This is a genomic window from Paracidobacterium acidisoli (assembly GCF_003428625.2).
Taxonomy (GTDB): Bacteria; Acidobacteriota; Terriglobia; order Terriglobales; family Acidobacteriaceae; genus Paracidobacterium; species Paracidobacterium acidisoli.
Genome location: NZ_QVQT02000009.1, coordinates 1 through 26,337 on the forward strand (window position 1 = coordinate 1; position 26,337 = coordinate 26,337).

Sequence of the window (26,337 nt, forward strand, 5' to 3'; positions counted from 1 at the left end):
GGAGAAGGGTCTTCGGTTCGCGATCCGCGAAGGCGGACGCACCGTAGGCGCCGGCACCATCACCGAAATTATTCAGTAAACGAGGGGTGGCAGCGCTGGTCTTCGGATCCGCGTTACGCTCCGGTTGAAAAACACAAGGAAAAGCCGAGTAAAATCGGTTAGGATAAAAAGATGCGCGAAATTGTGACATTGCAGTGTGGAGTGTGCAGGGAGCGGAATTACTCGACGACAAAGAACAAGAAGACGACCACGGGCCGCCTCGAGTTCGCGAAGTTCTGTAAGCGCTGCCGCAAGCACACCGACCACAAGGAAACAAAGTAGAAACTGGCCGGGCGGACGCATACTGCTGTGCCGTTCGGGTGATAGTGGAGAGCGCTGGATAGGCGCGAGCAGGACCGGAAGACTTTGCCGAGTGCTGGGGTGGTGAGCCGCAGGCGCGAAGACAAAATCCCCCGGAATGCAGGGGCGTAAGCTCAACGGTTAAACTGTCGGTCTCCAAAACCGAACTTGGGGGTTCGAATCCCTCCGCCCCTGCCAGGTTTACGAAAATGAAGATGCGGATACTCCGGAAGGCTGACGGATACCGCGAAAGTGGGGCAGGATGCCCGTCACGGAAGAGAAGAAGGTTATGCCCAAGGCAGTTACAGCAATCACGAATGAAACCGGCGGCGAGAATCGCATTGTGGGGTTCTTTAATCGCAGCCGTGATTTTCTGAAGGAAGTGCGCAGTGAAATGCGTAAAGTGGTCACGCCGACGCGCGCGGATGTGCAGTCGACGACCATCATCGTGATTGTGGCAGTATTTGCCTTTGCCGGCTTTTTCTATGTGATTGATACGGTGCTGGGACGGGCGCTGCAGATGTTGTTGCATGCGTTAGGTGCGGGCCCGGTAGGATGACCATCCTGGCTGCGCGCGATATTGCGCCGGCAAAAGGGTGTGATGATCTCGCGATGCGGGCGCTACTGGTGTGAGCAGCACGAGGGGATCTGATTCGAGCGAAAGGCGAGAAATCGGAGCCTCAGGACAGAGGAATCATGGCGGAAGAAATTCAACAGGTGACTCACGAGGAGGGCGCAGCAGAGCAGCAGCTCCAGCCTCCTGCAAATGAGCGCTTTAAGTGGTACATCATTCATGCGTATTCGGGATTTGAGCGCAAGGTACGCGAATCTCTCGAAAGCCGTGTGCAGGCCTTCGGTCTGCAGAACAAAATTGGTCGAGTGATGATTCCAACTGAACCAGTTACGGAAATTATCAATGGCAAGAAGCGGACAGTGGAGCGAGTCTTCCTGCCGGGGTACGTGCTGGTCGAGATGGATCTCGACAATGACCTGTGGCATGTCATCAAGAACACGCCCCGGGTGACCGGCTTTCTGGGTACCGGTGACAAGCCCGTAGCATTGAGCGAAGCGGAGGTCAGTTCGATTCTGTTTCGGACGGATGTATCCAAGGATAAGCCCAGGCTCAGGATCAAGTTCGAGAAGAATGAATCGGTGCGGATCACGGAGGGGCCCTTTGCCAATTTCAATGGCGTGGTCGATGAGGTGAACGAAGACCGCGAGACGCTAAAGGTCATGGTGACGATCTTCGGGCGCTCCACGCCGGTTGAGCTCGATTTCAGCAAGGTCGAGAAGATTGAGTAAAGACAGCCGTTAGCTCCCGGCTTTCAGCTGGGGCATTGGCTGTATAGCGGTTTGCGATTGCGCCGCATGGTTTGGGCTTAAAGAAATCCGGCTAAGGACCAGTAGCTAAAGGCTAATGGCTGCCGTTAAAGAGGTTCAAAGGAAATGGCTGCACCGACAAAGAAAGTACAGACGCAGGTTAAGCTTCAGATTGAGGCAGGCAAGGCGACGCCTGCACCGCCGGTAGGTCCGGCCCTGGGCCAGGCTCAGGTCAATATCATGGAGTTCTGCAAGCAGTTTAACGCGCGTACACAGAACAAGGAGATGGCCGGCCTGATTATCCCGGTCGTCATCACCGTTTACGTGGACCGCAGCTTCACATTCGTCACCAAGACGCCTCCGGCAGCCATTCTGCTGAAGAAGGCGGCGGGTCTGGCGAAGGGATCGGGCGTTCCGAACAAGACCAAGGTTGGGACAGTTACCGAAGCGCAGGTTCTGGATATCGCGAAGCAGAAGATGCCTGACCTGAATGCCGCATCGGTCGAAGCGGCGGTGAAGAGCATTAAGGGCACGGCGCGCTCCATGGGAATTGACGTCACCGCGTAAGACAGCGCGGGTTTTGAATACCCCGTGAAGTTGTGGCATACTTAAAGATGCGTCTGCAGTGAGTTTCGGGCGCATGTCAACAGGACCACGGCCGGCAGGCAGCATCGACCGAGCGGTGGGAGACGAGGAAGAATGTCGAGAAAAGTCAGTAAGAATGTCGCGAAGGCGCGCGCGCTGGTCGAAAATCGCCCTTACGCGCTGCAGGAAGCGGTTCCGCTTCTGCAAAAAGCAAAGTTTGCAAAGTTTGACGAGACGGTTGATCTGACGCTGCGTCTGGGCGTCGATCCTCGCCATGCGGATCAGATGGTGCGCGGCACTGTCGTTCTGCCGCACGGCCTGGGCAAGACCAAGAAGGTCGCGGTGATCACTTCGGGCGATAAGTTGCGTGAAGCCGAAGCGGCCGGAGCGGATATCGTCGGCGGCGAGGATCTCGTCGAGAAGATTCAGAAGGAAAGCTGGACGGATTTCGATGCGCTGATCGCCACGCCGGACATGATGCGTTCGGTCGGACGTCTGGGCAAGGTGCTCGGGCCCCGCGGTCTGATGCCGAACCCTAAGACGGGTACGGTGACCGCTGATGTTGCGTCTGCGATTAAAGAAATCAAGGCCGGCAAGATCGAGTTCCGCACCGACAAGACGGCTCTGATCCACGTTCCGGTGGGCAAGATCTCGTTTACGCCGGACAAGCTGGTCGAGAACGCGATGACGGTCATTACCAGCATCGTGCGCGCCAAGCCTTCGGCAGCCAAGGGCAAGTACATCAAGGGCATTACGCTCAGCTCGACGATGGGCCCAGGCATTGCACTGGACAACTCGCTGGCGGATACCGCCGCAAAGGCGTAAAAAATCAGCTTCCAGCTGCCAGCTTCTAGCCACTGGCCAGCCAAGCGGAGCGACTTTACGGGTTTTTCAGCTAAGGGCTAGTAGCTAGAACCCAGAGGCTTTCTTATGGCATTAAGCAGGGAAAAAAAAGCGGAAAAAGTCGGTCAGCTCGCGAAAGAGCTGGAGACCTCGACGAGCGCCATTATCGGTACGTTCGCAAAGCTGACGGTCTCACAGGATTTTGAGCTGCGCAAAACGGTCCGTGCGGCGGGCGGGCGTTATCGCGTTCTGAAGAACAAGCTGGCGGCGCGCGCGGCGAAGGGCACCAAAATCGAAGAGGCGCTGCAGGGGCTGAAGGGCGTTTCGTCGGTGGCCTACACCAGCGGTGATCCGGTCGCGCTGGCGAAGGCGCTTTCGACCTGGGTATCGGACAACGCGGAGTTCACCTTCAAGCTGGGCATTGTCGACGGCAAGGTGATTAACGTCGAGGAGGTAAAGGCTCTGGCCACCATGCCGGGCAGGGAAGAGATCTTTGCAAAGCTGCTCTTCCTCATTAACTCCCCGGCGCAGCGTCTGGCCACGGTGATCAATGCGACTGGCCGCGATCTGGCGGTCGTGATCAACCAGGCGGTCGAGAAGAGCAAGTTTGGCGGCGAACAGGCCTCGGCCTAGTTCGCGCGTGGGTGAATCGCGGAGCGAGCGCTGAGATCGCGCGAGCAAAGCGAGAGGGCGAGAGTGGAATTACTGCGAAGCCCTCGAACATAGAATTCGCCGCTTTCCCGGCATGAGGGGTGCCAGTCTGGGCACATCGGAAACCTCAGGATCGGCGGGCGGCAACCGGGCGGAGAAATCCTTCCCGGCAGGCAAAATAAATTTTAGTTTCAGATGGAGAACATCATGGCAGATTTGCAGCAGTTGGAAGATCAGATCGTTGGCCTGAGCCTGCTCGATGCAGCGGCTCTTGTGAAGAAACTTGAAGAGCGTCTCGGCGTTTCGGCCGCGGCAGCAGCCCCGGTAGTTGTGGCGGGCGGCGGTGCGGCGGCAGCTCCGGAAGTAGTCGAGCAGACCGAGTTCACTGTCATCCTGAAGGATGCCGGCGCGAACAAGATCGGCACCATCAAGGCAGTGCGCGAAGTCACCTCGCTGGGTCTGAAAGAAGCCAAGGATTTGGTGGACGGCGCTCCCAAGCCTCTGAAGGAAAACATCAGCAAGGAAGACGCCGAGGCGATCAAGAAGAAGTTTGAAGGCGTCGCCACGGTCGAAATCAAGTAATTGCGGGACGATCTTCGGATCGGATTTGTCCTAAAAGCAAGTTGCATGCCAAAGCGGAACGCGCTATCATAATTTTTGTGCGTTCCGCTCGGTTTTCTTCTGGCAATCCGGTCTGGAGCGCGACCTCTGTCTTTCACACACAGAAAAGCCGTGAGGGCCATCTTCATCTGCAGGGGCGGATGAGAGGCTGATGCGCGGCGTTCAGTCGTTTGGGGCGCAGAGGGGCGGCAAGGGATCGATCCGGCAGTGATGCCGGCATGTCAATGGGTTCAGCGGCGGACTCGGAGATATGAGAGAAGTATCGGCAGCGGGCGGCGCAAAAGCAGTCAGGAAGCGGCGGGAATCGGACATTCTGTTACAGTTCAGTGCACAATTCGGTTGTGGCGCTCGTGAGACTCGCTGTCTCTGCGGGCCTTTTGCGTTTTATCGGCATTTTTTGATTCCGGCTTCTGCTTTTCGCGGTCCTCTTTTTTCTGTTCCCCGCCGTACACGTCCTGCGATCGCCTTTTCGTGATTGCGGGCATAGCGGCATCCGGTGTGACGAACGACTGACACCTTCGGGTTGCCCTGAGCAAAGCGGAAGATTACGCCCCCTGAGGCTTCCGCGCAACAGGAAACGGTCCACGCACTCCGGTTCGTGCTGCCGTAACAAATTGTGGAGCGCCGTGTTTGGCCCGCGCGAGGCGGACTGAACATGAGCGTGGCAGCGGAGTGAGCATCGCTGCAAACGATACAGGGAGCACCGTTCGATCCGGGCGGACCGCTCTTCGTTCTACCTCGCGTTTCCGGGTCCTGAGGAGTGAAGCATGTCAAACGAGAACCGCGCGATCCGCAGCCGTCTCGATTTTTCCAAAATTCCCACATCGATCAAGATTCCCAACCTGATTGAAGTGCAGCGCCGCTCCTATGAGCGTTTTCTGCAGATGGACAAGCTGCCCTCGGAGCGCGAAGACAACGGTCTGCAGTCCGTTTTTGTTTCCGTATTTCCGATTACCGATTTCCGCAATATCTCCCAGCTCGACTTCGTCGATTTTTCCATCGGCAACTGGGAGTGCAAGTGCGGACACCTGAAGGGCCTGCATCACCTGCGTACCGCCTGTTCGCATTGCGGCGCGATGGTGATTACCGATCCGTTTCATCCCGGCGATGTGCTTTGCCACAAGTGCGGAACGTACAACAAGAACACCCCCGACTTTTGCAACAAGTGCGGCGACCCGGTTGGTCTGCAGCTGAAATATGACCAGGCAGAGTGTGAAGAGCGCGGCATGACGTATTCCGCCCCGCTCAAGGTCACGGTCCGGCTGACTATCTACGACAAGGATGCCGAGACTGGCGCGAAGACCATTCGCGACATTAAAGAGCAGGAAGTCTTCTTCGGCGATATTCCGCTGATGACGCAGAACGGCACGTTCATCGTCAACGGTACCGAGCGCGTGATCGTTTCGCAGCTGCACCGCTCGCCTGGCGTCTTCTTCGAGACGGCGAACAACCGCACCTATTTCCTCGGCAAGATCATTCCCTATCGCGGATCGTGGGTGGAGTTCGAGTACGACCAGAAGAACACGCTGTATGTCCGCATCGACCGCAAGCGCAAGTTCCTCGGCACGATCTTCCTGCGCGCTCTGGGTCTGAAGTCGGACGAAGAGATTCTCAAGACCTTCTACACCGTCGATAAGATCGCGGTGAAGGACGGCAAGCTCTTCTGGACTCTCGATGAGACTGGCGAGAAGGCCACGCATCTGCTGGGCGCAAAGCCCGCGCACGCGGTCATCGTGAAGGGTGAGGAGATCGCGCACAGCGGCCGCAAGGTCACTCCGTCGATCCTGAAGGCGCTGCGCGCCGCGAAGATCTCTGAAGTCGAGATTGAGTCTGCTGAGCTGGATGGCGCGGTGACGGCTGCCGATGTGGTCGACACCACCACGGGCGAGGTCCTGCTCGAGGCCAACCACGAGCTGACCAGCGACAAGCTGCACAAGATCATCGAAAGCGGTGTCACCTCCATTGAGCTCTTCTTTCCCGAACGCGACGATGTGGGCAACATTATCACCAACACGCTGCGTCGCGACTCGGTCCGCAAGCCGGAAGAGGCGCTGATCGAGATCTACCGCAAGCTGCGTCCGGGCGATCCGCCGACGCTCGACACGGCGACTGCGCTCTTCGAAGGCATGTTCTTCGACGCGCGCAAGTACGACTTCTCGCGCGTGGGCCGTCTGAAGTTCAACATCAAGCTGTACGAGAACCAGGACGCCAGCCAGCTCGATCACCGCACGCTGACGCCGGAAGACTTTTACGCGACCATCCGCTACCTGCTCAAGCTGCGCCGCAACATCGGCGTGGTCGATGACATCGATCACCTCGGCAACCGCCGCGTGCGCGCAGTCGGCGAGCTGATGGAGAACCAGTTCCGCATCGGCCTTGTGCGTATGGAGCGCGCCATTAAGGAAAAGATGAGCGTGTATCAGGAGATGTCGACGGCTATGCCGCACGACCTGATCAACGCCAAGCCGGTGATGGCGGCGATCCGCGAGTTTTTCGGCTCTTCGCAGCTCTCGCAGTTCATGGACCAGACCAACCCGCTGTCGGAGATCACGCACAAGCGTCGTCTCTCCGCACTTGGGCCGGGCGGTCTGTCACGCGAGCGCGCCGGATTTGAAGTCCGCGACGTTCACCCCACGCACTACGGCCGTATCTGCCCGATTGAGACGCCGGAAGGTCCGAACATTGGTCTGATCAGCTCGCTGTCGTGCTTCGCGCGTATCAACGAGTACGGCTTTATCGAGTCGCCGTATCGCCGCGTGCGCGATCACCGCGTGCAGGATTACGTACAGATCACCAACGCCGGTGAGAGCGGTCTGCGTGTCGGCGATCCGCTGGAGAAGCAGGAAGCCCTCAAACTGAATGCCCAGCTGAAGAAGGACAAGAAGCGGCCAGTCGAGTACGAGCCGTATTCGTTCTATCTCTCCGCATGGGAAGAGGATCGCTACACCATCGCCCAGGCGAACATCGAGCTCGACGAGAACGGGAACATCGTCGAAGAGCTGGTGAACGCGCGGCGTCAGGGCAACTTCGTACTCGTCAACCGCTCGGAGGTCGACTACGTCGACGTCAGCCCGAAGCAGCTCGTTTCGGTCGCCGCATCGCTGGTGCCGTTCCTCGAGCATGACGATGCGAACCGCGCTCTGATGGGCGCGAACATGCAGAGGCAGTCGGTGCCGCTGCTCGTTTCGGAAGCGCCGTTCGTCGGCACTGGAATGGAAGGCGTCACCGCGCGCGACTCGGGCGCAGTCATCATTGCCCGCCGCAACGGTATCGTCGATTCGGTCGATTCGGAGCGCATCATCATCCGTGTGGAAGGCGAGCATCATCCCACGCAGCTTTCGCGTGAGGTGGGTTCGGATATCTACACGCTGATCAAGTTCAAGCGGTCGAACCAGAACACCTGCATCAACCAGAAGCCGATTGTCCGTCAGGGCGACCGCGTGATTAAGGGGCAGGTGATCGCGGACGGTCCGTGCACCGAGCAGGGCGAGCTCGGCCTCGGCCGCAACGTGCTGGTGGCCTTCATGCCGTGGCGCGGTTACAACTTCGAGGACGCGATCCTGATCTCGGAAAAGCTGGTGCGAGAGGACTATTACACCTCGGTGCACATTGAAGAGTTCGAGATCGAGGCGCGCGACACGAAGCTGGGGCCGGAAGAGATCACGCGCGACATTCCCAACGTGAGCGAGCATGCGCTGCGCGATCTGGACGAAAGCGGCGTGATCCGCATCGGCGCCAAGATCAAGCACAATGACATCCTCGTCGGTAAGGTCACGCCCAAGGGCGAGACCCAGCTGACGCCGGAAGAGAAGCTGCTGCGCGCGATCTTTGGTGAAAAAGCCGGCGACGTTCGCGACGCTTCGCTGACCTGCCCTCCGGGTATCGAGGGAACGGTCGTCGACGTTCGCATCTTCTCGCGCAAGGGACAGGAAAAGGACGAGCGCGCCAAGCTGATCGAAGCCGAACAGGTGGCGAAGCTCGAAAAGAACCTGGCGGACGAGATCCGAATCCTGACCGATGAGCGCCTCAAACGTCTCGAAGGGATTCTGGGCGGCAAAGAAGTGCTGGCCGATCTGCACGACGAGCGCACCAACAAGCGTCTGCTAGTGAAGGGAGCCATTCTCGACCGCGACACTATCGAGCGGATTTCGACGAGAAACCTGAAGCGCATCCGCTACAACGACAAGGATCCGCGGGTGAACGAGCAGATCGACGAGATCGAGGAAATGACCTCGCGTCAGATCGATGTGCTGCGCAAGATCACCAACGAGAAGATCGGCAAGCTGCAGAAGGGCGACGAACTCTCTCCGGGCGTCATCAAGCTGGTCAAGGTCTACATCGCCATGAAGCGCAAGCTCTCTGTCGGTGACAAGATGGCCGGACGCCACGGCAACAAGGGTGTGATCGCACGCATTCTTCCTGAGGAAGACATGCCGTATCTGCCCGATGGAACTCCGGTGGAGATCGTTCTCAATCCGCTCGGCGTGCCTTCGCGTATGAACGTCGGTCAGATTCTCGAGACGCATCTTGGATGGGCGGCGCACGAGCTGGGCAGGCAGGTTGCCGAGATCGTGAAGCAGCACCAGGAGGCGGGTGCCATTCGCGAAGTGTTCAGGGAGCGCTTTGCGAACACGGCGACGCTGCGTCAGCTGCTTGAGCTCGACGACGAGCAGGTGGTTCGCGTCGGCCTCGGCATGAAGCGCGGCATCTGGTTCGGCACGGCGGTCTTTGACGGTGCGAGAGAGACTGAGATCAAGGCGCTGCTTGCAGCGGCTGGTCTGCCCTCCTCGGGCAAGACGCACCTCTTCGACGGCATGACGGGCGAGCAGTTCGAGCAGCCGGCAACGGTGGGCTACATCTATATGCTCAAGCTCTCGCATCTGGTCGATGACAAGATCCACGCTCGCTCGATCGGACCGTACTCGCTGATCACCCAGCAGCCGCTGGGCGGCAAGGCGCAGTTCGGCGGACAGCGCTTCGGTGAGATGGAAGTGTGGGCGCTGGAAGCATACGGCGCTGCTTACATCCTGCAGGAACTGCTCACCGCCAAGTCCGATGACGTCTATGGCCGTACGAAGATCTACGAGGCCATCGTCAAAGGCGAAGCAGCGATCGAGCCGGGTGTGCCGGAATCGTTCAACGTGCTGATCCGCGAGCTGCAGTCGCTCTGCCTCGATGTGGAACTGATCAAGCAGATCGGACACGACGCGAAGAAGCAGCCGGCCCCGGTATTTGCGGCAGCCGATTAAGAGCAGCTTTCAGCCGTCAGCCCTTGGCTTTTAGCTAAGGGCTGCGGCTGGAAGCGGTGCCAGGTTTTGAAGCGGTTCTTGTTTCGATGAGAGCCGCGAGCAGAAATAGCAGGAAACAAGGCTAAGGCTAATAGCCAAGAGCTAATAGCTGGCAAAGCCGAGGAGGAACACCTTGTACCGTTCCAGTCCATTTGAACTGACGAGCCCGATTACCGATTTCGACGCAATCCGCATCCAGCTTGCGTCCCCGGAAAAAATCCGCAGCTGGTCTCACGGTGAAGTGACCAAACCGGAGACCATCAACTACCGCACCTTCAAGCCGGAGCGCGATGGTCTTTTCTGCGCCCGCATCTTTGGTCCGGTCACCGACTGGGAGTGCCTCTGCGGCAAGTACAAGCGCATGAAGCACCGCGGTGTGATCTGCGACAAGTGCGGTGTGGAAGTCACCGTATCGAAGGTTCGCCGCGAGCGCCTCGGTCATATCGAGCTGGCCTCGCCCTGCTCGCATGTGTGGTTCTTTAAGGGGCTGCCGTCGCGTATCGGCCACCTGCTCGACATCTCGCTGCGCGACCTCGAGAGTGTGCTGTACTTCGAGAGCTATGTCGTTGTCGATCCTGGCGACTCGCCCACTCGTGAGCGCGAGATCATCAAGGACGAGACGAAGTTCCGCGAGCTCGACCAGCAGTACCGCCCCACCGGCTTCAAGGCCATGATGGGGGCCGAGGCCATTAAGGAACTGCTGAAGCGCGTCAATGTCGACGAGCTGTCGATCGAGCTGCGCGAGCGCATGAAGGCCGAAACTTCATTGCAGAAGCGCCTTAAGTATTCAAAGCGCCTCAAAGTTGTCGAAGCCTTCCGCAAGTCCGGTAATAAGCCTCAGTGGATGATCCTCGACGTGATCCCGGTCATTCCGCCTGAGCTGCGCCCGCTGGTGCCGCTCGATGGCGGCCGCTTTGCGACCTCCGATCTGAACGATCTGTACCGCCGCGTGATCAACCGCAACAACCGCCTCAAGAAGCTCATGGATCTTCATGCGCCTGAGGTGATCGTTCGCAACGAGAAGCGCATGCTGCAGGAAGCTGTCGATGCGCTCTTTGACAACGGCCGCCGCGGCCGCGTTCTGCGTGGCGCAAATAACCGCCCGCTGAAGTCGCTTTCCGATACGCTGAAGGGCAAGCAGGGCCGCTTCCGCCAGAACCTGTTGGGCAAACGCGTGGACTACTCGGGCCGTTCGGTCATCGTGGTAGGTCCGGAGCTGAAGCTGCACCAGTGCGGTCTGCCCAAGAAGATGGCGCTCGAGCTCTTCAAGCCGTTCATTTATCACCGCCTCGAGCAGACAGGCCACTGCACGACCATCAAGCAGGCAAAAGAAATGGTCGAGCTGCAGGAGCCGATCGTGTGGGACATCCTTGAGGAAGTCATCAAGGACCACCCGGTGCTGCTGAACCGCGCTCCTACGCTGCATCGTCTGGGCATCCAGGCGTTCGAGCCGGTGCTGGTCGAAGGCAAGGCCATCAAGATACATCCGCTGGTCTGCACCGCGTTCAACGCGGACTTCGACGGTGACCAGATGGCGGTGCACATTCCGCTGTCGCCTGAAGCGCAGGTGGAAGCCAGTGTGCTGATGCTTGCTTCGCATAACATCCTCTCGCCGGCCTCGGGCCAGCCGATCACCGTGCCGACGCAGGACATGGTGCTTGGTCTTTACTACCTGACCAAGGCGAAGAAGGGTGCGAAGGGGGAAGGCCGCGTTTTTGCCAATATTGAAGAAGTGCTGATGGCACTTGACGCGAAGGAAGTTGAGACGCTGAGCCCGATCCGTCTGCGCTACTCCGGTCCTGTCCTCGACATGACTACGGCGTATGACGATCAGGACATCACGCACACAGAGCCGGTACAGTACGAGCGTCAGTACATCTCCACTACGGTGGGCCGTGCCATTCTGAACGATGCACTCCCTGCGGATATGCCTTATGTCAACGGATTGCTGAAGAAGAAGGGCATCGGGCAGCTGGTGAATTATTGCTATCTGAATCTCGGTCTTGAGACGACGGTTCGCATGCTGGACCGCATCAAGGAGCTGGGCTTCCAGTTTGCGACTCGTTCGGGTCTTTCGGTCGGTCTGGATGACATGGTCATCCCCGATTCGAAGTACACGACGGTGCGCGATGCGGAAAAGCAGGCGATCGTGGTGCAGCAGCAGTACCTGGACGGTGCGATCACCAACGGCGAGCGCAATAACAAAGTCATTCAGATCTGGTCGGCGGTGACGGAAAAGGTTGCCGACGAGATGTTCGACAACATGAAGCAGGCCGACAAGGCCGGCACCATGAACCCGATTTACATCATGGCCGACTCCGGCGCTCGTGGATCGAAGCAGCAGATTCGCCAGCTCTCCGGCATGCGCGGATTGATGGCGAAGCCCTCGGGCGAAATCATCGAAACCCCCATCACGGCGAACTTCCGTGAAGGGCTGACGGTGCTCGAGTACTTCATCTCGACCCACGGTGCGCGTAAGGGCCTTGCGGATACCGCACTCAAGACGGCAGATTCAGGCTATCTGACCCGCCGTCTGGTGGACGTGGCGCAGGATGTGATTGTGACCGAGAAGGACTGCAAAACGGTCGAAGGCATCTACGTTGGTCCTATCGTCGAATCAGGCGAAATTATCGAACCGCTCCGTGATCGTATTGTCGGCCGCGTATCGCTCGAAAAGATCAAGGACTACGAAGGCAATGTAATCGTCGACGTAAACCAGGAGATCACCGAAGACCTTGCTTCGGCCATTCAGGCTGCGGGCATTGAAAAGGTCAGGATTCGCTCGGTGCTTACCTGCGAGTCTCGCCGCGGCGTCTGCGTACTTTGCTACGGCCGCAACCTCGGTTCCGGTCGCATGGTGGAGCTGGGTGAGGCAGTCGGCGTGATCGGCGCTCAGTCGATCGGCGAGCCCGGAACGCAGCTTACGATGCGTACCTTCCACATCGGCGGCACGGCTTCGCGCGTTTCCGAACAGTCGCGTCTCGACGCCCGAAACAACGGTACAGTGCGCTTCATCAACCTTGCCACGGTTCGCAGCAAGGCAGGCGATCTGGTTGCCATGAACCGCTCAGGCTCGATTGCTGTAGTGGATGATCGCGGCCGCGAGAAGGAGCGTTATCAGGTTGTCTACGGTGCCAGACTGAAGGTGGAAGACGGCGCCCAGGTGCAGCTTGGTCAGGTCATGGTGGAATGGGATCCGTATACCTTCGCCATCCTTACCGAAATCGGCGGTCCGGTTCAGTTCAAGGATCTGCAGGAAGGCATCACGCTGCATGAGGAAGTAGACGAGGTTACAGGACTGTCACGTCTTGTGGTCGGTGAGGCTGCTGATGAAAAGCGTCAGCCGGCGATCATCATCAAGGGAGCAAAGGCCAATAAACGGTACCTGATGCCGAGCCGCGCTCACCTGATGGTGCAGGATGGCGATGAAGTGCATCCGGGCGATATCCTTGCCAAGATTCCACGCGAAACCACGCGTACCAAGGACATCACGGGTGGTCTGCCTCGTGTGCAGGAGCTCTTTGAGGCGCGTAAGCCGCGCGAGACCGCTATCATTTCCGAGATCGACGGCGTGGTGCGGTTTGGCGAAGTCTCGAAGGGGCAGCGTCGTATTTATGTCACCGCTGATAACGGCGAGGAGAAGGAATACTCCGTGCCGCGCGGTGTGCACATCAACGTGCAGGAAGGTGAGCGCCTGCGCGCTGGTGAACCGCTGATGGACGGTCCTCTCAACCCGCACGACATTCTGGCCGTGCTGGGCGAAAAGGAGCTGCAGGCCTATCTGGTGAACGAAATCCAGGAAGTCTACCGGCTCCAGGGTGTGGCCATCTCAGACAAGCACATCGAGACCATCGTGCGTCAGATGCTGCGCTGGGTGAAGATCGAGGAAGTCGGTGACACGACCTTCCTGCTGGAACAGCAGGTGGACAAGTTCCGCTTCCGCGAAGAAAACGACCGTGTGATCGCCAACGGTGGCCGTCCGGCAATTGGCCGTCCTCTGCTGCTCGGCATCACGAAAGCTTCGCTTTCGACAGACAGCTTTATCTCCGCGGCATCGTTCCAGGAGACCACGCGTGTGCTGACGGAGGCGTCAATCAATGGCGCAATCGACAATCTGCGCGGGCTGAAGGAGAACGTCATCGTGGGCCGTCTGATTCCGGCAGGTACGGGCATGGAGTACTACCGCAACATTCAGCTCTCACCAGAGCTGGAGGAAGCGGCAGCTCGTGTGCAGCAGGAAGTGCAGACCGCTTACGAAGAGGCTGAGCGCGAGCTGGAGATGATGCGCCAGGAGGGCGAAGCCGAAGAAATGGCTGCATCAGAGTAAGATCTGATCGGAAAAGAGCCTCAAATCAATCCAGTCACTCAAAGCCCGGCAGCTGTGCCGGGCTTTTCTTTCTCTGACAGGGCTTCCAGAAGAACGCATTCATGATGAGCGACAAATGCGGCATACTAAGGACAAGATGCCAATTTGTCCCCCTTTCCGTCTTGCGCCATATTTTCGAACTCGAGTCTGGGGTTTTCACGATCTTTCTCCCTGGTATCAATACAAAACCGATGGAGAGCCAATCGGGGAAGTCTGGCTGACAGGAGAAATGTGTAATGTCTCTACGGGCCCGCTTGCTGGCCTGTCGTTGACAGATGCAACACGGCAGCACTCGGCTGATATTTTAGGATCGGCCCTCGCGGGTCAGGAGTTTCCGCTCCTGATTAAGATATTGTTTCCAAAAGAAAAGTTAAGCGTGCAGGTACATCCCGATGATGTACTGGCGCAGAAGTATGGCGAACCGCGCGGCAAAACGGAATGTTGGTATGCCCTGGACGCGCAGCCGGGAGCAGAGGTAGCGCTGGGCATTCGATCAGGAGTAACTCCGGAGCAGGTTCGCAGATCTATCTATGATGCGACTCTTGAGAACATGCTGGAAATGATGCCCGTGCACAAAGGAGACATGCTTTTTGTGGATGCGGGCACGGTGCATGCGATGGGGCCGGGAGTTGTCATCCTGGAGACGCAGCAGACAAGCGATCTGACCTATCGCATGTATGATTATGGCCGCCCCCGTGAGCTTCATCTCGAGAAGTCTTTCGAAGCAATGCAGTTTTCCACCAGAGCGGGTAAGATCGCCTCTCAGATCGCCAGTGATCATTCTGTGCTGATCGATCAGCACTATTTCCATATTGAGAAATGGAAGATAACTACCGGGAAGATTCCGTCTGCTCTGACAGCGCCGTTTGATCATGTGCAGATTCTGTTCATCTCTGAAGGCGATGTTGTGATTTCGGGAGATAGCTTCGAGTCATTTTCTGTGGCCCGGCTTCAGGTTGTGGTTGTCCCGGTTCATTCTCCTTACTGGAATATGGAAACGAATGGTCCGGCAGAGATCATTCGTATCTGGCCTCCCGCGGTTTAGTTTTTTACCCATTCAATACATTATTCTGTAGTTCTGGACAGCATGGCTCCCGAGACAGACTTTCGCCCCATCATTCTTGCAGGCGGCAGCGGCACACGATTCTGGCCGCGCAGCCGTCGCGCTCGCGCCAAGCAGGTACTCGCTCTTGATGGCGAACGTACAATGATTCAACGCACGGTGGACAGGCTGGCTCCATTGGCAGGACCCGAGCGGGTTTGGGTAATCACCAATGATCTGCTTTCTGGAACCATCTGTGGGCAGCTCGATTGTGTGCCGGAAAAGCAGATTGTATGTGAGCCTGCTGCGCGCAACACAGCGCCAGCCGCCGGTCTTGCCGCGTTTCTTCTTGAGCGAATTGCGCCGAACTCCGTGCTTGGAATCTTTCCTTCCGATCACGTCATTGCGAATGAATCGGCCTTTCTTTCGACCATCCGGCAAGCGGTTGAACTGGCTGCCGCTGGTGAGAATATGGTAGTGCTCGGTATTGCACCCACAAGAGCCGAGACTGGCTATGGCTACATTGAGACTGGTGATGCATTCGGCGAAAATGCACTGCGTGTCCGGCGTTTCACGGAGAAGCCAAATCAGGAGCGTGCAGAAGAATTCATCGCCGCAGGCAATTATTTCTGGAACAGCGGCATGTTTATCTGGAGCGCCAGAACACTCGCCAATGCTGTACGCGAGCATCTTCCGGAAACAGCGCCGCTGCTGGAAAAGATAGCCGCTTCATGGGAAACGCCTGATTTTCGTCGCGTCTTTACGGAGTTATATCCAAAGTGCGAGAACATCAGCGTGGACTACGCGGTTCTTGAACCACGTTCTTCCAAAGGTGAGCACCACTCAAACCTCTTCTGCCTGCCGGCAAATTTTGGCTGGAATGATCTGGGCTCCTGGGCCGCGCTTTATGAACATCATCTCGATCAGGGCAATGCAGACTCCAGCAAAAACGTAACAGAAAGCAATGGCGGCCTGGCATATCACGCAGGCGGAAATTATGTCTTCAGCCCGAAGAAGTTCGTCGCACTGGTCGGTGTCGAAGATATTGTTGTGGTAGAGACCGAAGATGCGCTGCTGATCACCACACGTCATCATTCGCAGGACGTGGGCAAGGTCGTAAAGGAATTGGCAGCGAAACACCGTGAAGACCTGATCTGAAGCGATTTCACAATCAAGGATGACATGGGCTCAGCAACCAGAATCAAGTTTGGTACCGATGGCTGGCGTGGAGTAATCGCCGACGACTTTACTTTCGATAATGTGCGAACCGCTGCGGCAGCAATTGCCAGCTATGTGCTGGCGAAAGAAGACCCTGCGAAGGGAGTTTGCATCGGTTATGACACGCGTTTTGGATCTCCTGCATTTGCCGCCGCTGTGGCGGAGGTTATCGCTTCAGCAGGAATACCAGTCGATCTGGCCACTGGTATCACGCCTACTCCTGCGCTCTCCTTCGGCGTGAAAGAACGTGGGGCTGCGGGCGGAATCATGATTACATCAAGCCATAATCCGGCACAGTGGAATGGCGTGAAATATAAAGCCTGGTACGGCGGGTCAGGCAAGCCCTCGATTATGGCGGATATCGAGAGCCGGCTCGAGCAGTCACTGCCTGTGGCGGCACCTGCGACGATCCGGAAAGTCGACTTCCTGCCAGCTTACATTGAGGCCATCAAGCGCTTTGTCGATCTTGATCTGATTGCGAAGTCCGGCTACAAATTCGGTATTGACTGCATGTATGGAGCGGGACGCGGCATACTGGCCGGAATTTTCCGGGAGATCGGTGTTGATTTTATCGAGATCCGCGCAAATCACGATCCGCTTTTTCCGGGCATCAATCCTGAGCCTATAGAGCCGCATATTCGCGCAATGCAGGAGACTGTCATTTCAGAGAAATGCCAGGCCGGCCTGATTACAGATGGTGATGCCGATCGCATCGGTGCCGTGGATGAAAATGGCAACTTTGTGGATCCGCACAAAATATATTCGGTATTGCTGCAGTGGCTGCTGGAGCGAAAGAAGTGGCCGGGAGACGTGACGCGCGCTTTTAATACCACCTGCATGCTGGATCGTATCTGCGCGCGCTATGGGCGCACACTGCACGAGCATGGCATCGGTTTTAAGTATGTCTGCGATCTGATGCTGGACAAAGACATCCTGATAGGCGGTGAAGAGTCGGGAGGAATCGGTATCAGCCGCCACCTTCCCGAGCGCGATGGTTTGCTGAATTCACTGCTTCTGGCGAATGTAATGGCCGAAGAGAAAAAAACGCTCGGCGAACTCGTGGAATGGCTGCAGAAAGAATACGGTGAACATCAGTACGGTCGAATTGATCTGCACATTCCCGATGCGCTTAAGAATGCTGCTATTGCTCGAGCCAGAGCCGGCGTAAAGGAATTCGCTGGTATGCCGGTTGTAAAAGTGGAAACGCTCGATGGCATTAAGTTTTTCCTCGACAATCCCGAGGCAAAAAGCAAACCCAATGCCGCCAGGACCTGGCTTCTTCTGCGCGCTTCGGGGACTGAGCCGTTAATGCGGATTTATTCCGAATCATGCTCGAAGGAATCGGTAAAAAGATTGCTCGATGCAGCGCGTGAGTTCGCAATGAGCAGCCTTAACTGAGGTAACGGACGTTTATGGCTCAATATCTGGTGACAGGCTGTGCGGGATTTATTGGCTCGTGGGTAACAGAGACCCTGATCGGGCGTGGAGAATGTGTTCGCGGTCTGGATAACTTTGAGACCGGGCGCAGAGAAAATCTGGCACATCTGGCGGGAAAATTCGAATTTGTCGAATGTGACCTGCGCGATGCTGACGGTGTCGCGAAAGCCTGCGAGGGCATGGACTATATCCTGCATCAGGGAGCATTGCCGAGCGTACCTCGCTCCGTGAGGGAGCCCCGGACGAGCCACACTGCAAATATTGATGGGACATTCAATCTGCTTGAAGGAGCGCGAGCCGCTAAAGTCAAGCGCATCATATATGCTGCATCGTCCTCAGCTTATGGGAATCAGCCTGGTTTCCCGCGTGTTGAGAGCATGGTGCCCATGCCAATCGCGCCATACCCGGTGCAGAAGCTGGCCGGTGAGCTGTATATGAAAAGCTACTGGCAGGTATATGGGCTGGAGACGGTCTGTCTGCGCTACTTCAATATTTTTGGGCCGCGTCAGGTGCCGGATTCTCCGTACAGCGGAGTAATGGCAAAATTCACTCTGCAGATGATGAATAGTGAAAGGCCGACGATCTTCGGCGATGGAGAGCAGGGGCGCGATTTTACCTACATTGAAAACGCTGTATCGGCAAATTTGCTGGCTCTGGAGGCCCCTGCGGAAAAGGTGGCTGGGCAAACTTTCAACGTCGCCTGCGGGGAACGGCATACACTGAACAAAACCTTTCGCATTCTGGCAGAATTGCTCGATTTTAAAAGTCCGCCAATCTACGGTCCGCCGCGAATGGGAGATATTCAGGATTCGCTTGCGGATATTTCTGCCGCAGGAAAGGCTTTCGGCTACGAGCCACAGGTGAGTTTTGAAGAAGGTTTGCGCCGGACGGTGGCATGGTACCGGAAAGAGTGGGTGAAACAGCGAACGGTCTCTTAATCCGGACCAAAGCATGAAGACAAAGGCGTGCCTGAGCACGCCTTTTGTAGTCTGAGTAATATTATGACTGCCGAAGTCTAAAAGGTGAGTTCGAACAGATGCTGATGCCAGAGTTAATTGCGCGCAAAAAAGCCGGATTGGCTCTAAGTGATGAAGAAATCGCATGGTGGGTTAATAGTTATGTAAAGGGAGTAATCCCTGATTACCAGGTTGCTGCGCTGCTGATGGCGATCTGTTTTCGCGGCATGTCTTCCAGGGAAACGACAGCGTTAACGATGGCGATGGCGCACTCCGGTGATATGGTCGATCTCAGTACGATTGAAGGCTTTAAGGTCGATAAACATTCCACTGGTGGTGTAGCGGATACGACAACGCTGATTGCGACTCCAATTGCTGCAGCATGTGGGGTGAAAGTTGCGAAGATGTCCGGCCGCGGTCTTGGGCATACAGGTGGCACAGTCGATAAGCTGGAATCAATCCCCGGATTTGATGCTGCTCTTTCGCCGGAAAGATTTGTAGGGATTGTCAACCGTGTCGGACTTGCGGTCACGGGACAGTCTGGCAATCTGGTACCTGCAGACAAGGCATTGTATGCTCTGCGGGATGTCACTGCGACAGTGGATTCGATTCCTTTAATTGCTTCCAGCGTGATGAGCAAAAAAATTGCTGCAGGAGCCGACGCTATTGTGCTGGACGTCAAAACTGGTGATGGTGCATTCATGCGTGATCTGCAGGATGCTTTTGAGCTGGCAAGGGTGATGGTAGAGATTGGGAGCGCGGTCGGAAAGAGAACAGTCGCACTTGTAACGGATATGGATCAGCCATTAGGAATGGCCGTTGGCAACAGCCTCGAAGTACAGGAAGCTCTGGAAGTACTAAAGGGAAAAACTGGCGGCGCGTTACGTGATCTGTCTATATTGCTGGCCGCGGAGATGCTCGCAGTCAGTATGTATCCTGATCGTCCAAAGGCTCGGCGAGCAGCAGAAGATGCTTTGATTTCAGGCAGGGCTCTGGAGCGTTTTCGCATGATGATTGAAGCGCAGGGAGGCAACTCTGCAATCATGGATGATCCGGAACTGCTGCCCCAGCCAAAGAAAAAAATCCTCGTTTTAAGCAACCGGGATGGATTTGTAACCGGCTTTGATACGGAAGCAGTGGGCCGTGCCGCAGTGTACCTTGGAGCAGGCCGAGCTGCAAAAGAAGATGAGCTTGATTATGCGGCAGGCATCATGCTGAACAAGCGTGCCGGAGACCGGGTCATTCATGGTGAAATGCTCGCTGTCATGCACGCGGGAGATCGATCGGATGTCGCAGAAGCGGAGCACACTCTGCGAAGCGCCATTCATATCGGTTCCGAAGCCGTTATGCAAAGGCCTCTGGTATTTGGAAGGGTAACGTCCACAGAAACAGAGATTTTCTGATCCAGTGGCTGGGTTGATCGTCTTCCAGCTTAAGGGAGAAGGCCTGAAGGTATCGGCATCGAGATACCCTGTGCAGTACGATGGGGGCAGGATGATTACTCGCCGCCGCTTTCTGGAAACACTCTCCGCGCTTTCTGCCAGCAGCCTGCTTCCCTCACGCGCGAAAGCTGAATCGACAGGCACATCTGCACTGTCTGCTCCTGTAAGCAAGTCACCTGACGATTTAACGCAACACGTCAATATTGCCATCGGCACCGGCGGCCATGGGCATACCTATCCTGGAGCGACGATGCCTTTTGGCATGGTTCAGCTCAGTCCTGACACGTATAACGATGGATGGGACTGGTGCTCGGGATATCACTATTCCGATACCTCGATTATGGGTTTCAGTCACACGCATCTGAGCGGTACCGGTTGTGGCGATTTGCTCGATTTTTTATTGATGCCCGGCACAGGACAAGTAAAGCTCGATCCGGGAAGCCGTGAAAATCCGGAAGAAGGTTATCGTTCGCGTTTCTCACACGACGATGAGATCGCGCATCCTGGATACTATTCGGTCCTTCTGAAGGATTATGGAATTCACGCTGAATTGAGCGCGACGGAGCGCGCTGGAATTCACAAATATACATTCCCGGAGAGCGATTCAGCCCATTTCATTCTTGATCTTGCACATGTTGATCAGAAAGATCCCGGGGTCCTTTGGTCTGAACTGAAGTTGTTAAACGATACGACAATTATCGGTGGTCGAAGCACATCGCTGTGGGCCAATGGTCGTCAGGTATATTTCGCGATGCAGTTCTCGAAACCATTCACTTCTGCAGAAATATTTTCTGAAGGAAAATCACTTGGCGAAACTTGGCAGGCCTCACAAAGCAAGTCGCTGAAATGCGTGCTGCATCATAAAGCAACGGCCGGTGAAGTGATTCTGGTCAAAGTGGGAATCTCTGGTGTCAGCGCTGACGGCGCTTTGAAAAATCTTCGCGCGGAGATTCCGGGCTGGGATTTTTGCAAGGTAAGCGAAGATGCGAAAGCGGCGTGGCAAAAGCATCTTGCAAAGATTCGCATCGAAACCGGCAATAATGCACACAAGACGATCTTCTACACCGCGCTGTATCACATGATGGTCGCGCCGACGCTCTTCGATGATGTGGACGGCCAGTATCGTGGCATGGACGGTCAGATTCATCAGCTTCCTGCGGGTATGCACAACTACAGCACCTATTCGCTGTGGGACACCTATCGCGCAGTCCATCCGATGTACACGTTGTTTCTGCCAGAGCGGGTTCCGGATCTTGTAAACTGTCTGATCCGTATGGCAAATGAGAGCCCTGCCGGAATGCCGGTCTGGCCGCTTTATGCGAAAGAAACAGGCACGATGACGGGTTATCATTCCGCTGCGGTCATTGCCGAGGCTGCAATAAAAGGCTTTCCAGGGTTGAATCTCAGCGATGCATGGAAGCCAATGAATCAGCGCGCCATGGTCGATGATTACCGCGGACTGGGTTACTATCGCAGTCTTGGTTATATTCCGTGCGACAAAGTGGATGAATCGGTCAGCAAGACCCTGGAATACACCTATGATGACTGGGCTGTCGGGCATGTAGCTCGTTTGCTGAACAGGCCGAAAGAGGCGCAGGCGCTCTTTAAACGATCACGGAACTATCGAAACGTTTTTGATGCCGAGGATCGTTTTATGCGTCCGCGGCTTGAGAGCGGAGACTGGGCAGAGCCATTCGATCCGATCGAGATGGGGCACTCGAAGCAGTGGCGCGACTTCACTGAGTCCAACTCATGGCAGACCACCTTTGCGATTCAGCATGATCCAAAGGGGTATATCAACATTTTTGGCGGGCGTGAGGCATTCGTGACGAAGCTTGATGCACTGTTTAACCAGAGTTCGAAGCTGCCTCCGGATGCACCGCCCGACATTGCAGGGCTTGTGGGACAGTATGCACACGGCAATGAGCCCAGTCATCACATCGCATATCTCTATAACTACGCCGGTGCTCCCTGGAAGACCCAGGCGCGGGTGCGCAGTCTGCTGGAGACGATGTATCGCAATGATCCGGACGGGATGGCTGGCAATGAAGACTGCGGGCAGATGTCTGCCTGGTATGTAATCAGCGCGCTGGGCTTTTATGCTGTCGATCCGGTGAGTGGCAATTACGTTTTTGGCACGCCGCTTTTCGATCACGCGACGATTCAGCTCGCTGATGATAAGAAACTGGTGATTGAGGTAAAGCGTGAGTCACCGGAGCAGCAATATATTCAGTCGATCCTGTTTAATGGGAAGAATTACGAAAAGACATGGTTCTCCCATGCTGATATCCGTGAAGGCGGCACGATCGTGTTCACGATGGGGGGCCAGCCGAATCGGGAGTTTGGTGTGACCGAATCAGCCGCTCCGCCATCGCTGACGGACTAATGGTCCTGAATTCACTTTCAGGCGTGCTCTTTGTATCGATAATTCAGGGAAGACGCGGTGTTCCTGTAGGCCCTGTGGAAGAAGCATCGCCAGGAAAGCTTTCGTTCGGTTTGTCGGCGATGGCGACTTTCATGAAGTCTGTCCAGATGGGCAGAGCGGCTTTTGCGCCTGTTTCCCGGTCTCCCAGAGAGCGTCGATCATCATAACCTGTCCAGACGCCACAGGTAATCGAGGGAGAAAAGCCGATAAACCAGGCATCCGTAAAATCATTGGTTGTGCCTGTTTTGCCGCCCAGTGGATGATGGAGTGCTGCTGCGGCGGCTCCTGTGCCGGAATGCGTTACATCGCGAAGCATAATCATCATCGTACGTGCTGTTTTCGCAGAGACAACTTCGGAAACTTCAGGAGCATCCTCAAACAGCGGCAGACCTTCGGCACTGGTGACACGGCGGATGAGATGTGGTGCGATGCGGAGCCCGTCATTGGGGAAAACCGAATAGGCAGCCACTTGCTGCTCAAGCGTCACTTCAGCAGATCCGAGGGCTATGGGCAGATATGGTGGGATGTTGGTTGTAATGCCAAATTTATGGGCGATCGCGATAACGTTTCGGATACCGGCATGTTCCGCCAGCCTGATGGCGGGGATGTTCCGTGAATCAGCGAAAGCTTCGAGTAGCGAGATGCGCCCCTTGAACTGGCCATCGTAGTTATGCGGCGTCCAGGAGCCAAAGGAAACAGGAGTGTCCTCGACCGTATCTGAAGGGGTCAATCCCTGTTCAACGGCTGCTGTGTAGACGTAGGCTTTGAACGATGAACCTGTTTGACGCTCAGCCTGGGTGGCGCGGTCGAACTGTGAGAGATTGAAATCACGTCCGCCGACCAGAGCAAGCACGTCTCCGGTTGTGTTGTCCATGGCCAGCAACGCTGCCTGAGTACCGGAATCTTCTTCAAGGGTGCCGCGCAACAGGCTACCCGCCTGACCGGTGATCCTTACATAAATGAGATCACCAGGGTGCAGAAACTGATCTGCGGTATGAAAACCGGTCCATGCCCAGTCTTCGGGAGTGAGCAGGAGCTGGTGCTCACCGACTCGCGCTGTGACCTGGTAGGGCAGCACTCCAGTGACCAGCGCGTGAATATACGTGCCGGGAGAAGTGGCCATCGACCAGTCCGGATGTTTGAAAGTATTGACGTCGAGTCCGCCGGCGATGACGTTGAGCAGGCCGCCTCGCCAGCCGTGTCGATGTTCATAGGCGGCCAGTCCGTCGAGAACTGCCTGGCTGGCCGTGTGCTGAAGGTCAAGGTCGAGCGTCGTATAAACGCGAAGGCCGGCTTCATGTACCTCTGTCGTGCCAAATCTGCGTTCGAGTTCACGCCGAACCTCTTCGATAAACCATGGCGCAACGCTGTTGGGTGGTGTCTCAGGATGCAGGCCCAGAGGTGCAGAGCGCGCGGCCGAAGCCTGCGCGGCGGTGATGACTCCGTCTTCGAGCATGGCATTAATTACTGTGTTGCGCCGGCGCAGGGCTCGATCGGGGTTGAGAACAGGTGAGAATTCTACGGGGCCTTTAGGCAGGCCTGCTAGCAGAGCAGCTTCGGGCAGTGTGAGGTCATCGGCATGCTTCGAGAAGTAATATTCAGCACCGGCCTCGAAGCCATATACGCCACTGCCAAGATAGATCTGGTTGCCGTAGAGGGTAAAGATTTGCTGCTTGGTAAAAGCATGTTCAATCTGCAGAGAGAGGAATATTTCCTGCAGCTTACGGCTCAGCGTGCGCGCGTCGGAAAGGAAGAGATTGCGCGCCAGCTGCATCGTCAGTGTCGAAGCTCCTTGTGCACGGCCCTTCGACGTCAGATCATGCCAGGCTGCACCGAAAACACGAAAAAGATTAATGCCCCAGTGACTTTCAAAATTCTTGTCTTCAATCGAGATGACAGCTTGGCGCAGAAGAGGCGAAAAGCCGCTATAGCCGACGACAACCCTGCGTTCGAGGGCAAAAGAGCCGAAGCTGCGTCCGTGAATATCATAGAGTTCTGTGGTAGTCATGGGCTGGTAATGTTCCAGATCATTGATCTGGGGCAGGTTTACGGAGTAAACCAGCATCAGCCCGCCCAGCGAGCCAACAGCACCAGCAAGTAAGATGAGGGCCAGTAACGCGACATTTCCGGCCACTTTCCGCCGACCGGAAGCTGGTCGAAAACCAGTAGCCGGACGCACCGGAGTGGGAGAGTTTTCAGGCGGTGCCCATGGGCCGCGTGCATTCAATCGCGTTTCCCGGTGTTTCGTTCAGATCGTGTGAAATTCAGGCGCTCTTCTGTTTCAGAATATCAAGAGCCTTGTTGAGCTGATCGTCAGTATGTCCGGCAGCCTTCTCTTCAGCCGGAGTGCTCTCGCCCTCTTCTGCCAGGATCTCATCGATGCTTTCAGCGACGACTACGTTCGGCACAATCGCCTGATCTTCGATTTTCTTGCCTGACGGAGACTCATAATTCGCCACCGTAAGCAGCAGGGCTGCTCCGTCCGGCAGATTGATGGTCTTCTGCACTGCGCCTTCACCAAACGTCCGGTCGCCAACCAGATCGCCGCGCTTGTTATCGAGAATAGCGCCGGCTACCAGCTCAGCCGGACCAGCTGTGCCATGATTGACCAATACGACGAGGGGAGCAGATGTAATGTATTTCGAAGGATCGGCAGTGAATTTCTGTTCCGGTATGGTTTGTCCCTGCAGAGTCGCAATGGTTCCGGATTGCAGAAAAGCATTGGCCAGGCGGAAGGCCTGATGGTCATCGCCTCCGGCAACATCGCGAAGATCAAGCAGGACCTTCTTATTGCCGTCCTTCTGCATCTCTTTCAGCCGGGCAATGATGGCGTCAACCCGCTCATGGGTGAGCACGATCGGCTTCAGATAAAGGATCGTTGAGTTCTCGTATTGCTCTTCATCCATTGCTGGAGGAAGGACAGCTGTGCGTGTAAGCGTAATCTGATCGGGCTCCTGCCTCTGAGGGCGTACCACGCCGATGGTCACGCTGGTGCCGGGCTTACCTTCAAGCATCAGTCGCAACATCGCCACGGAAATCTCGCGGGTAGATTGCCCCTCGATCGACTCGATGATGTCCCCGTCATGAATACTTTCGTGGTCCGCCGGACTGCCGGGGACAACAGAAATGACGCTGGCGTATCCGAAGCGCTTGGAAACATTCAGCCCTACCTGTGAAACGCCTTCATGCTGATGAGCAAGATACAAAGCATATTCAGAAGGAGTCAGATAAGCGGAATCTGTATCGAGTGACTCAAGCAGGCCGTGCAGTGCGCCGGTGGTCACTTTCTGAACATTCGGCTCAGTCACATAATCGCTCTGGATCTTGTGCAGAACCTCCTCATAGACACCCATCTGACGATACGCGCCGTCGGTCTGGGTGGCGCTCACTCCGGCAGGACCAAAACCGCCGAGAAAGACAATGAGGATTAAGGCAACAGATATGCCAAGGACTGAGTGCTTAAAACTTTTCGACATGATGGAGACCGGCCGACAAAGATGAATAGGACCATGATACTCCAGCCAGAGCAGGAAGGTGCGAATTGTCCGCTTTGACGTCTGGTGGCGGCGGGTGGGATCGAACCACCGACCTTAGGGTTATGAATCCTACGCTCTAACCATCTGAGCTACGCCGCCATATGCAGAGGAGAGGCTGTACCGAACGATACAGCCACTTTTCATCATACGGAGCCTTGCCATATGGGTCAAACAATGGCGAAACCGGTCTTCGCGGGACGGATTCGGTATTTGAGCCGAAGTGCCCTATCTGAGCTGAAGTCGATGCCATCTGGAGATGATTTTCCGC

The 26,337-nt window shown here is 56.2% G+C and carries 18 protein-coding genes and 2 tRNA genes; 17 read left to right on the top strand and 3 right to left on the bottom strand.

From position 1 onward, the window contains the following. From D0Y96_RS19700 to D0Y96_RS19780, 17 genes are all read left to right on the top strand, one after another. Window positions 1-79: EF-Tu C-terminal domain-related protein (locus tag D0Y96_RS19700; RefSeq protein ID WP_147325027.1), on the top strand; the 79-nt coding region annotated here is incomplete at its 5' end. 92 nt (window positions 80-171) lie between these two features. Continuing rightward, entirely contained in the window at window positions 172-321 is a 150-nt protein-coding gene (gene rpmG / locus D0Y96_RS19705; protein ID WP_117303514.1) for a 50S ribosomal protein L33, read from the top strand. A 140-nt stretch (window positions 322-461) separates the two neighbouring features. Continuing rightward, window positions 462-537: transfer RNA gene (locus D0Y96_RS19710), tRNA-Trp, on the top strand. A 91-nt stretch (window positions 538-628) separates the two neighbouring features. Beyond that, complete coding sequence (gene secE, locus D0Y96_RS19715; RefSeq protein WP_117303604.1) at window positions 629-898, top strand: preprotein translocase subunit SecE; 270 nt, start codon at window positions 629-631, stop codon at window positions 896-898. A gap of 137 nt (window positions 899-1,035) precedes the next feature. Further along, a complete protein-coding gene (nusG, locus tag D0Y96_RS19720; protein WP_117303516.1) occupies window positions 1,036-1,641 on the top strand; it encodes a transcription termination/antitermination protein NusG in 606 nt (201 codons plus the stop codon). A 144-nt stretch (window positions 1,642-1,785) separates the two neighbouring features. Then, window positions 1,786-2,226 (top strand): 50S ribosomal protein L11, encoded by a 441-nt coding sequence (gene rplK / locus D0Y96_RS19725; RefSeq protein ID WP_117303518.1) that lies wholly within the window; start codon window positions 1,786-1,788, stop codon window positions 2,224-2,226. Window positions 2,227-2,358: 132 nt separating this feature from the next. Then, complete coding sequence (gene rplA, locus D0Y96_RS19730; RefSeq protein WP_117303521.1) at window positions 2,359-3,069, top strand: 50S ribosomal protein L1; 711 nt, start codon at window positions 2,359-2,361, stop codon at window positions 3,067-3,069. Window positions 3,070-3,174: 105 nt separating this feature from the next. Then, entirely contained in the window at window positions 3,175-3,720 is a 546-nt protein-coding gene (rplJ, locus tag D0Y96_RS19735) for a 50S ribosomal protein L10 (RefSeq protein WP_117303523.1), read from the top strand. Between the two features lie 225 nt (window positions 3,721-3,945). Then, window positions 3,946-4,320, top strand: coding sequence for a 50S ribosomal protein L7/L12 (gene rplL / locus D0Y96_RS19740; RefSeq protein WP_117303606.1), 375 nt, complete (start codon window positions 3,946-3,948; stop codon window positions 4,318-4,320). 806 nt (window positions 4,321-5,126) lie between these two features. Further along, window positions 5,127-9,608, top strand: a complete 4,482-nt coding sequence (gene rpoB, locus D0Y96_RS19745; protein ID WP_117303525.1) for a DNA-directed RNA polymerase subunit beta — start codon at window positions 5,127-5,129, stop codon at window positions 9,606-9,608. A 172-nt stretch (window positions 9,609-9,780) separates the two neighbouring features. Next, window positions 9,781-13,974 (top strand): DNA-directed RNA polymerase subunit beta', encoded by a 4,194-nt coding sequence (gene rpoC, locus D0Y96_RS19750; RefSeq protein WP_117303527.1) that lies wholly within the window; start codon window positions 9,781-9,783, stop codon window positions 13,972-13,974. Between the two features lie 115 nt (window positions 13,975-14,089). Continuing rightward, window positions 14,090-15,058 (top strand): type I phosphomannose isomerase catalytic subunit, encoded by a 969-nt coding sequence (locus D0Y96_RS19755; RefSeq protein ID WP_252263981.1) that lies wholly within the window; start codon window positions 14,090-14,092, stop codon window positions 15,056-15,058. Between the two features lie 42 nt (window positions 15,059-15,100). Continuing rightward, on the top strand, window positions 15,101-16,213 hold the full coding sequence (locus D0Y96_RS19760) for a mannose-1-phosphate guanylyltransferase (RefSeq protein WP_117303529.1): 1,113 nt from the start codon (window positions 15,101-15,103) through the stop codon (window positions 16,211-16,213). A gap of 24 nt (window positions 16,214-16,237) precedes the next feature. After that, complete coding sequence (locus D0Y96_RS19765) at window positions 16,238-17,671, top strand: phosphoglucomutase/phosphomannomutase family protein (protein ID WP_117303531.1); 1,434 nt, start codon at window positions 16,238-16,240, stop codon at window positions 17,669-17,671. A gap of 14 nt (window positions 17,672-17,685) precedes the next feature. After that, the gene (locus tag D0Y96_RS19770; RefSeq protein WP_117303533.1) at window positions 17,686-18,648 is read left to right on the top strand and encodes an SDR family oxidoreductase; all 963 of its coding nucleotides are present in this window, start codon (window positions 17,686-17,688) and stop codon (window positions 18,646-18,648) included. Window positions 18,649-18,746: 98 nt separating this feature from the next. After that, a complete protein-coding gene (locus D0Y96_RS19775; RefSeq protein ID WP_117303535.1) occupies window positions 18,747-20,069 on the top strand; it encodes a thymidine phosphorylase in 1,323 nt (440 codons plus the stop codon). Window positions 20,070-20,160: 91 nt separating this feature from the next. Then, entirely contained in the window at window positions 20,161-22,494 is a 2,334-nt protein-coding gene (locus tag D0Y96_RS19780; RefSeq protein ID WP_117303610.1) for a GH92 family glycosyl hydrolase, read from the top strand. Window positions 22,495-22,537: 43 nt separating this feature from the next. On the opposite strand, the gene D0Y96_RS19785 is transcribed toward D0Y96_RS19780, so the two are convergent. The 3 genes from D0Y96_RS19785 to D0Y96_RS19795 all read right to left on the bottom strand — a co-directional run bounded on the left by D0Y96_RS19785 (window position 22,538) and on the right by D0Y96_RS19795 (window position 26,168). Further along, window positions 22,538-24,667, bottom strand: coding sequence for a penicillin-binding protein 1A (locus D0Y96_RS19785; protein ID WP_350449128.1), 2,130 nt, complete (start codon window positions 24,665-24,667; stop codon window positions 22,538-22,540). Window positions 24,668-24,797: 130 nt separating this feature from the next. After that, window positions 24,798-25,922 (bottom strand): S41 family peptidase, encoded by a 1,125-nt coding sequence (locus D0Y96_RS19790; protein WP_350449129.1) that lies wholly within the window; start codon window positions 25,920-25,922, stop codon window positions 24,798-24,800. 169 nt (window positions 25,923-26,091) lie between these two features. Further along, window positions 26,092-26,168 (bottom strand) — tRNA-Met (locus D0Y96_RS19795). Between the last annotated feature and the right edge of the window lie 169 nt (window positions 26,169-26,337).

What these genes read in the sequence shown, in the direction of transcription:
- D0Y96_RS19760 (WP_117303529.1), top strand. Translation starts at nt 15,101, where the DNA reads ATGGCTCCCGAGACAGACTTTCGCCCCATCATTCTTGCAGGCGGCAGC.
- rpmG (WP_117303514.1), top strand. Translation starts at nt 172, where the DNA reads ATGCGCGAAATTGTGACATTGCAGTGTGGAGTGTGCAGGGAGCGGAAT.
- D0Y96_RS19755 (WP_252263981.1), top strand. Translation starts at nt 14,090, where the DNA reads ATGCGGCATACTAAGGACAAGATGCCAATTTGTCCCCCTTTCCGTCTT.
- rplL (WP_117303606.1), top strand. Translation starts at nt 3,946, where the DNA reads ATGGCAGATTTGCAGCAGTTGGAAGATCAGATCGTTGGCCTGAGCCTG.
- rpoB (WP_117303525.1), top strand. Translation starts at nt 5,127, where the DNA reads ATGTCAAACGAGAACCGCGCGATCCGCAGCCGTCTCGATTTTTCCAAA.
- nusG (WP_117303516.1), top strand. Translation starts at nt 1,036, where the DNA reads ATGGCGGAAGAAATTCAACAGGTGACTCACGAGGAGGGCGCAGCAGAG.
- rplA (WP_117303521.1), top strand. Translation starts at nt 2,359, where the DNA reads ATGTCGAGAAAAGTCAGTAAGAATGTCGCGAAGGCGCGCGCGCTGGTC.
- D0Y96_RS19770 (WP_117303533.1), top strand. Translation starts at nt 17,686, where the DNA reads ATGGCTCAATATCTGGTGACAGGCTGTGCGGGATTTATTGGCTCGTGG.
- rplJ (WP_117303523.1), top strand. Translation starts at nt 3,175, where the DNA reads ATGGCATTAAGCAGGGAAAAAAAAGCGGAAAAAGTCGGTCAGCTCGCG.
- secE (WP_117303604.1), top strand. Translation starts at nt 629, where the DNA reads ATGCCCAAGGCAGTTACAGCAATCACGAATGAAACCGGCGGCGAGAAT.
- D0Y96_RS19780 (WP_117303610.1), top strand. Translation starts at nt 20,161, where the DNA reads ATGATTACTCGCCGCCGCTTTCTGGAAACACTCTCCGCGCTTTCTGCC.
- rplK (WP_117303518.1), top strand. Translation starts at nt 1,786, where the DNA reads ATGGCTGCACCGACAAAGAAAGTACAGACGCAGGTTAAGCTTCAGATT.
- D0Y96_RS19775 (WP_117303535.1), top strand. Translation starts at nt 18,747, where the DNA reads ATGCTGATGCCAGAGTTAATTGCGCGCAAAAAAGCCGGATTGGCTCTA.
- D0Y96_RS19765 (WP_117303531.1), top strand. Translation starts at nt 16,238, where the DNA reads ATGGGCTCAGCAACCAGAATCAAGTTTGGTACCGATGGCTGGCGTGGA.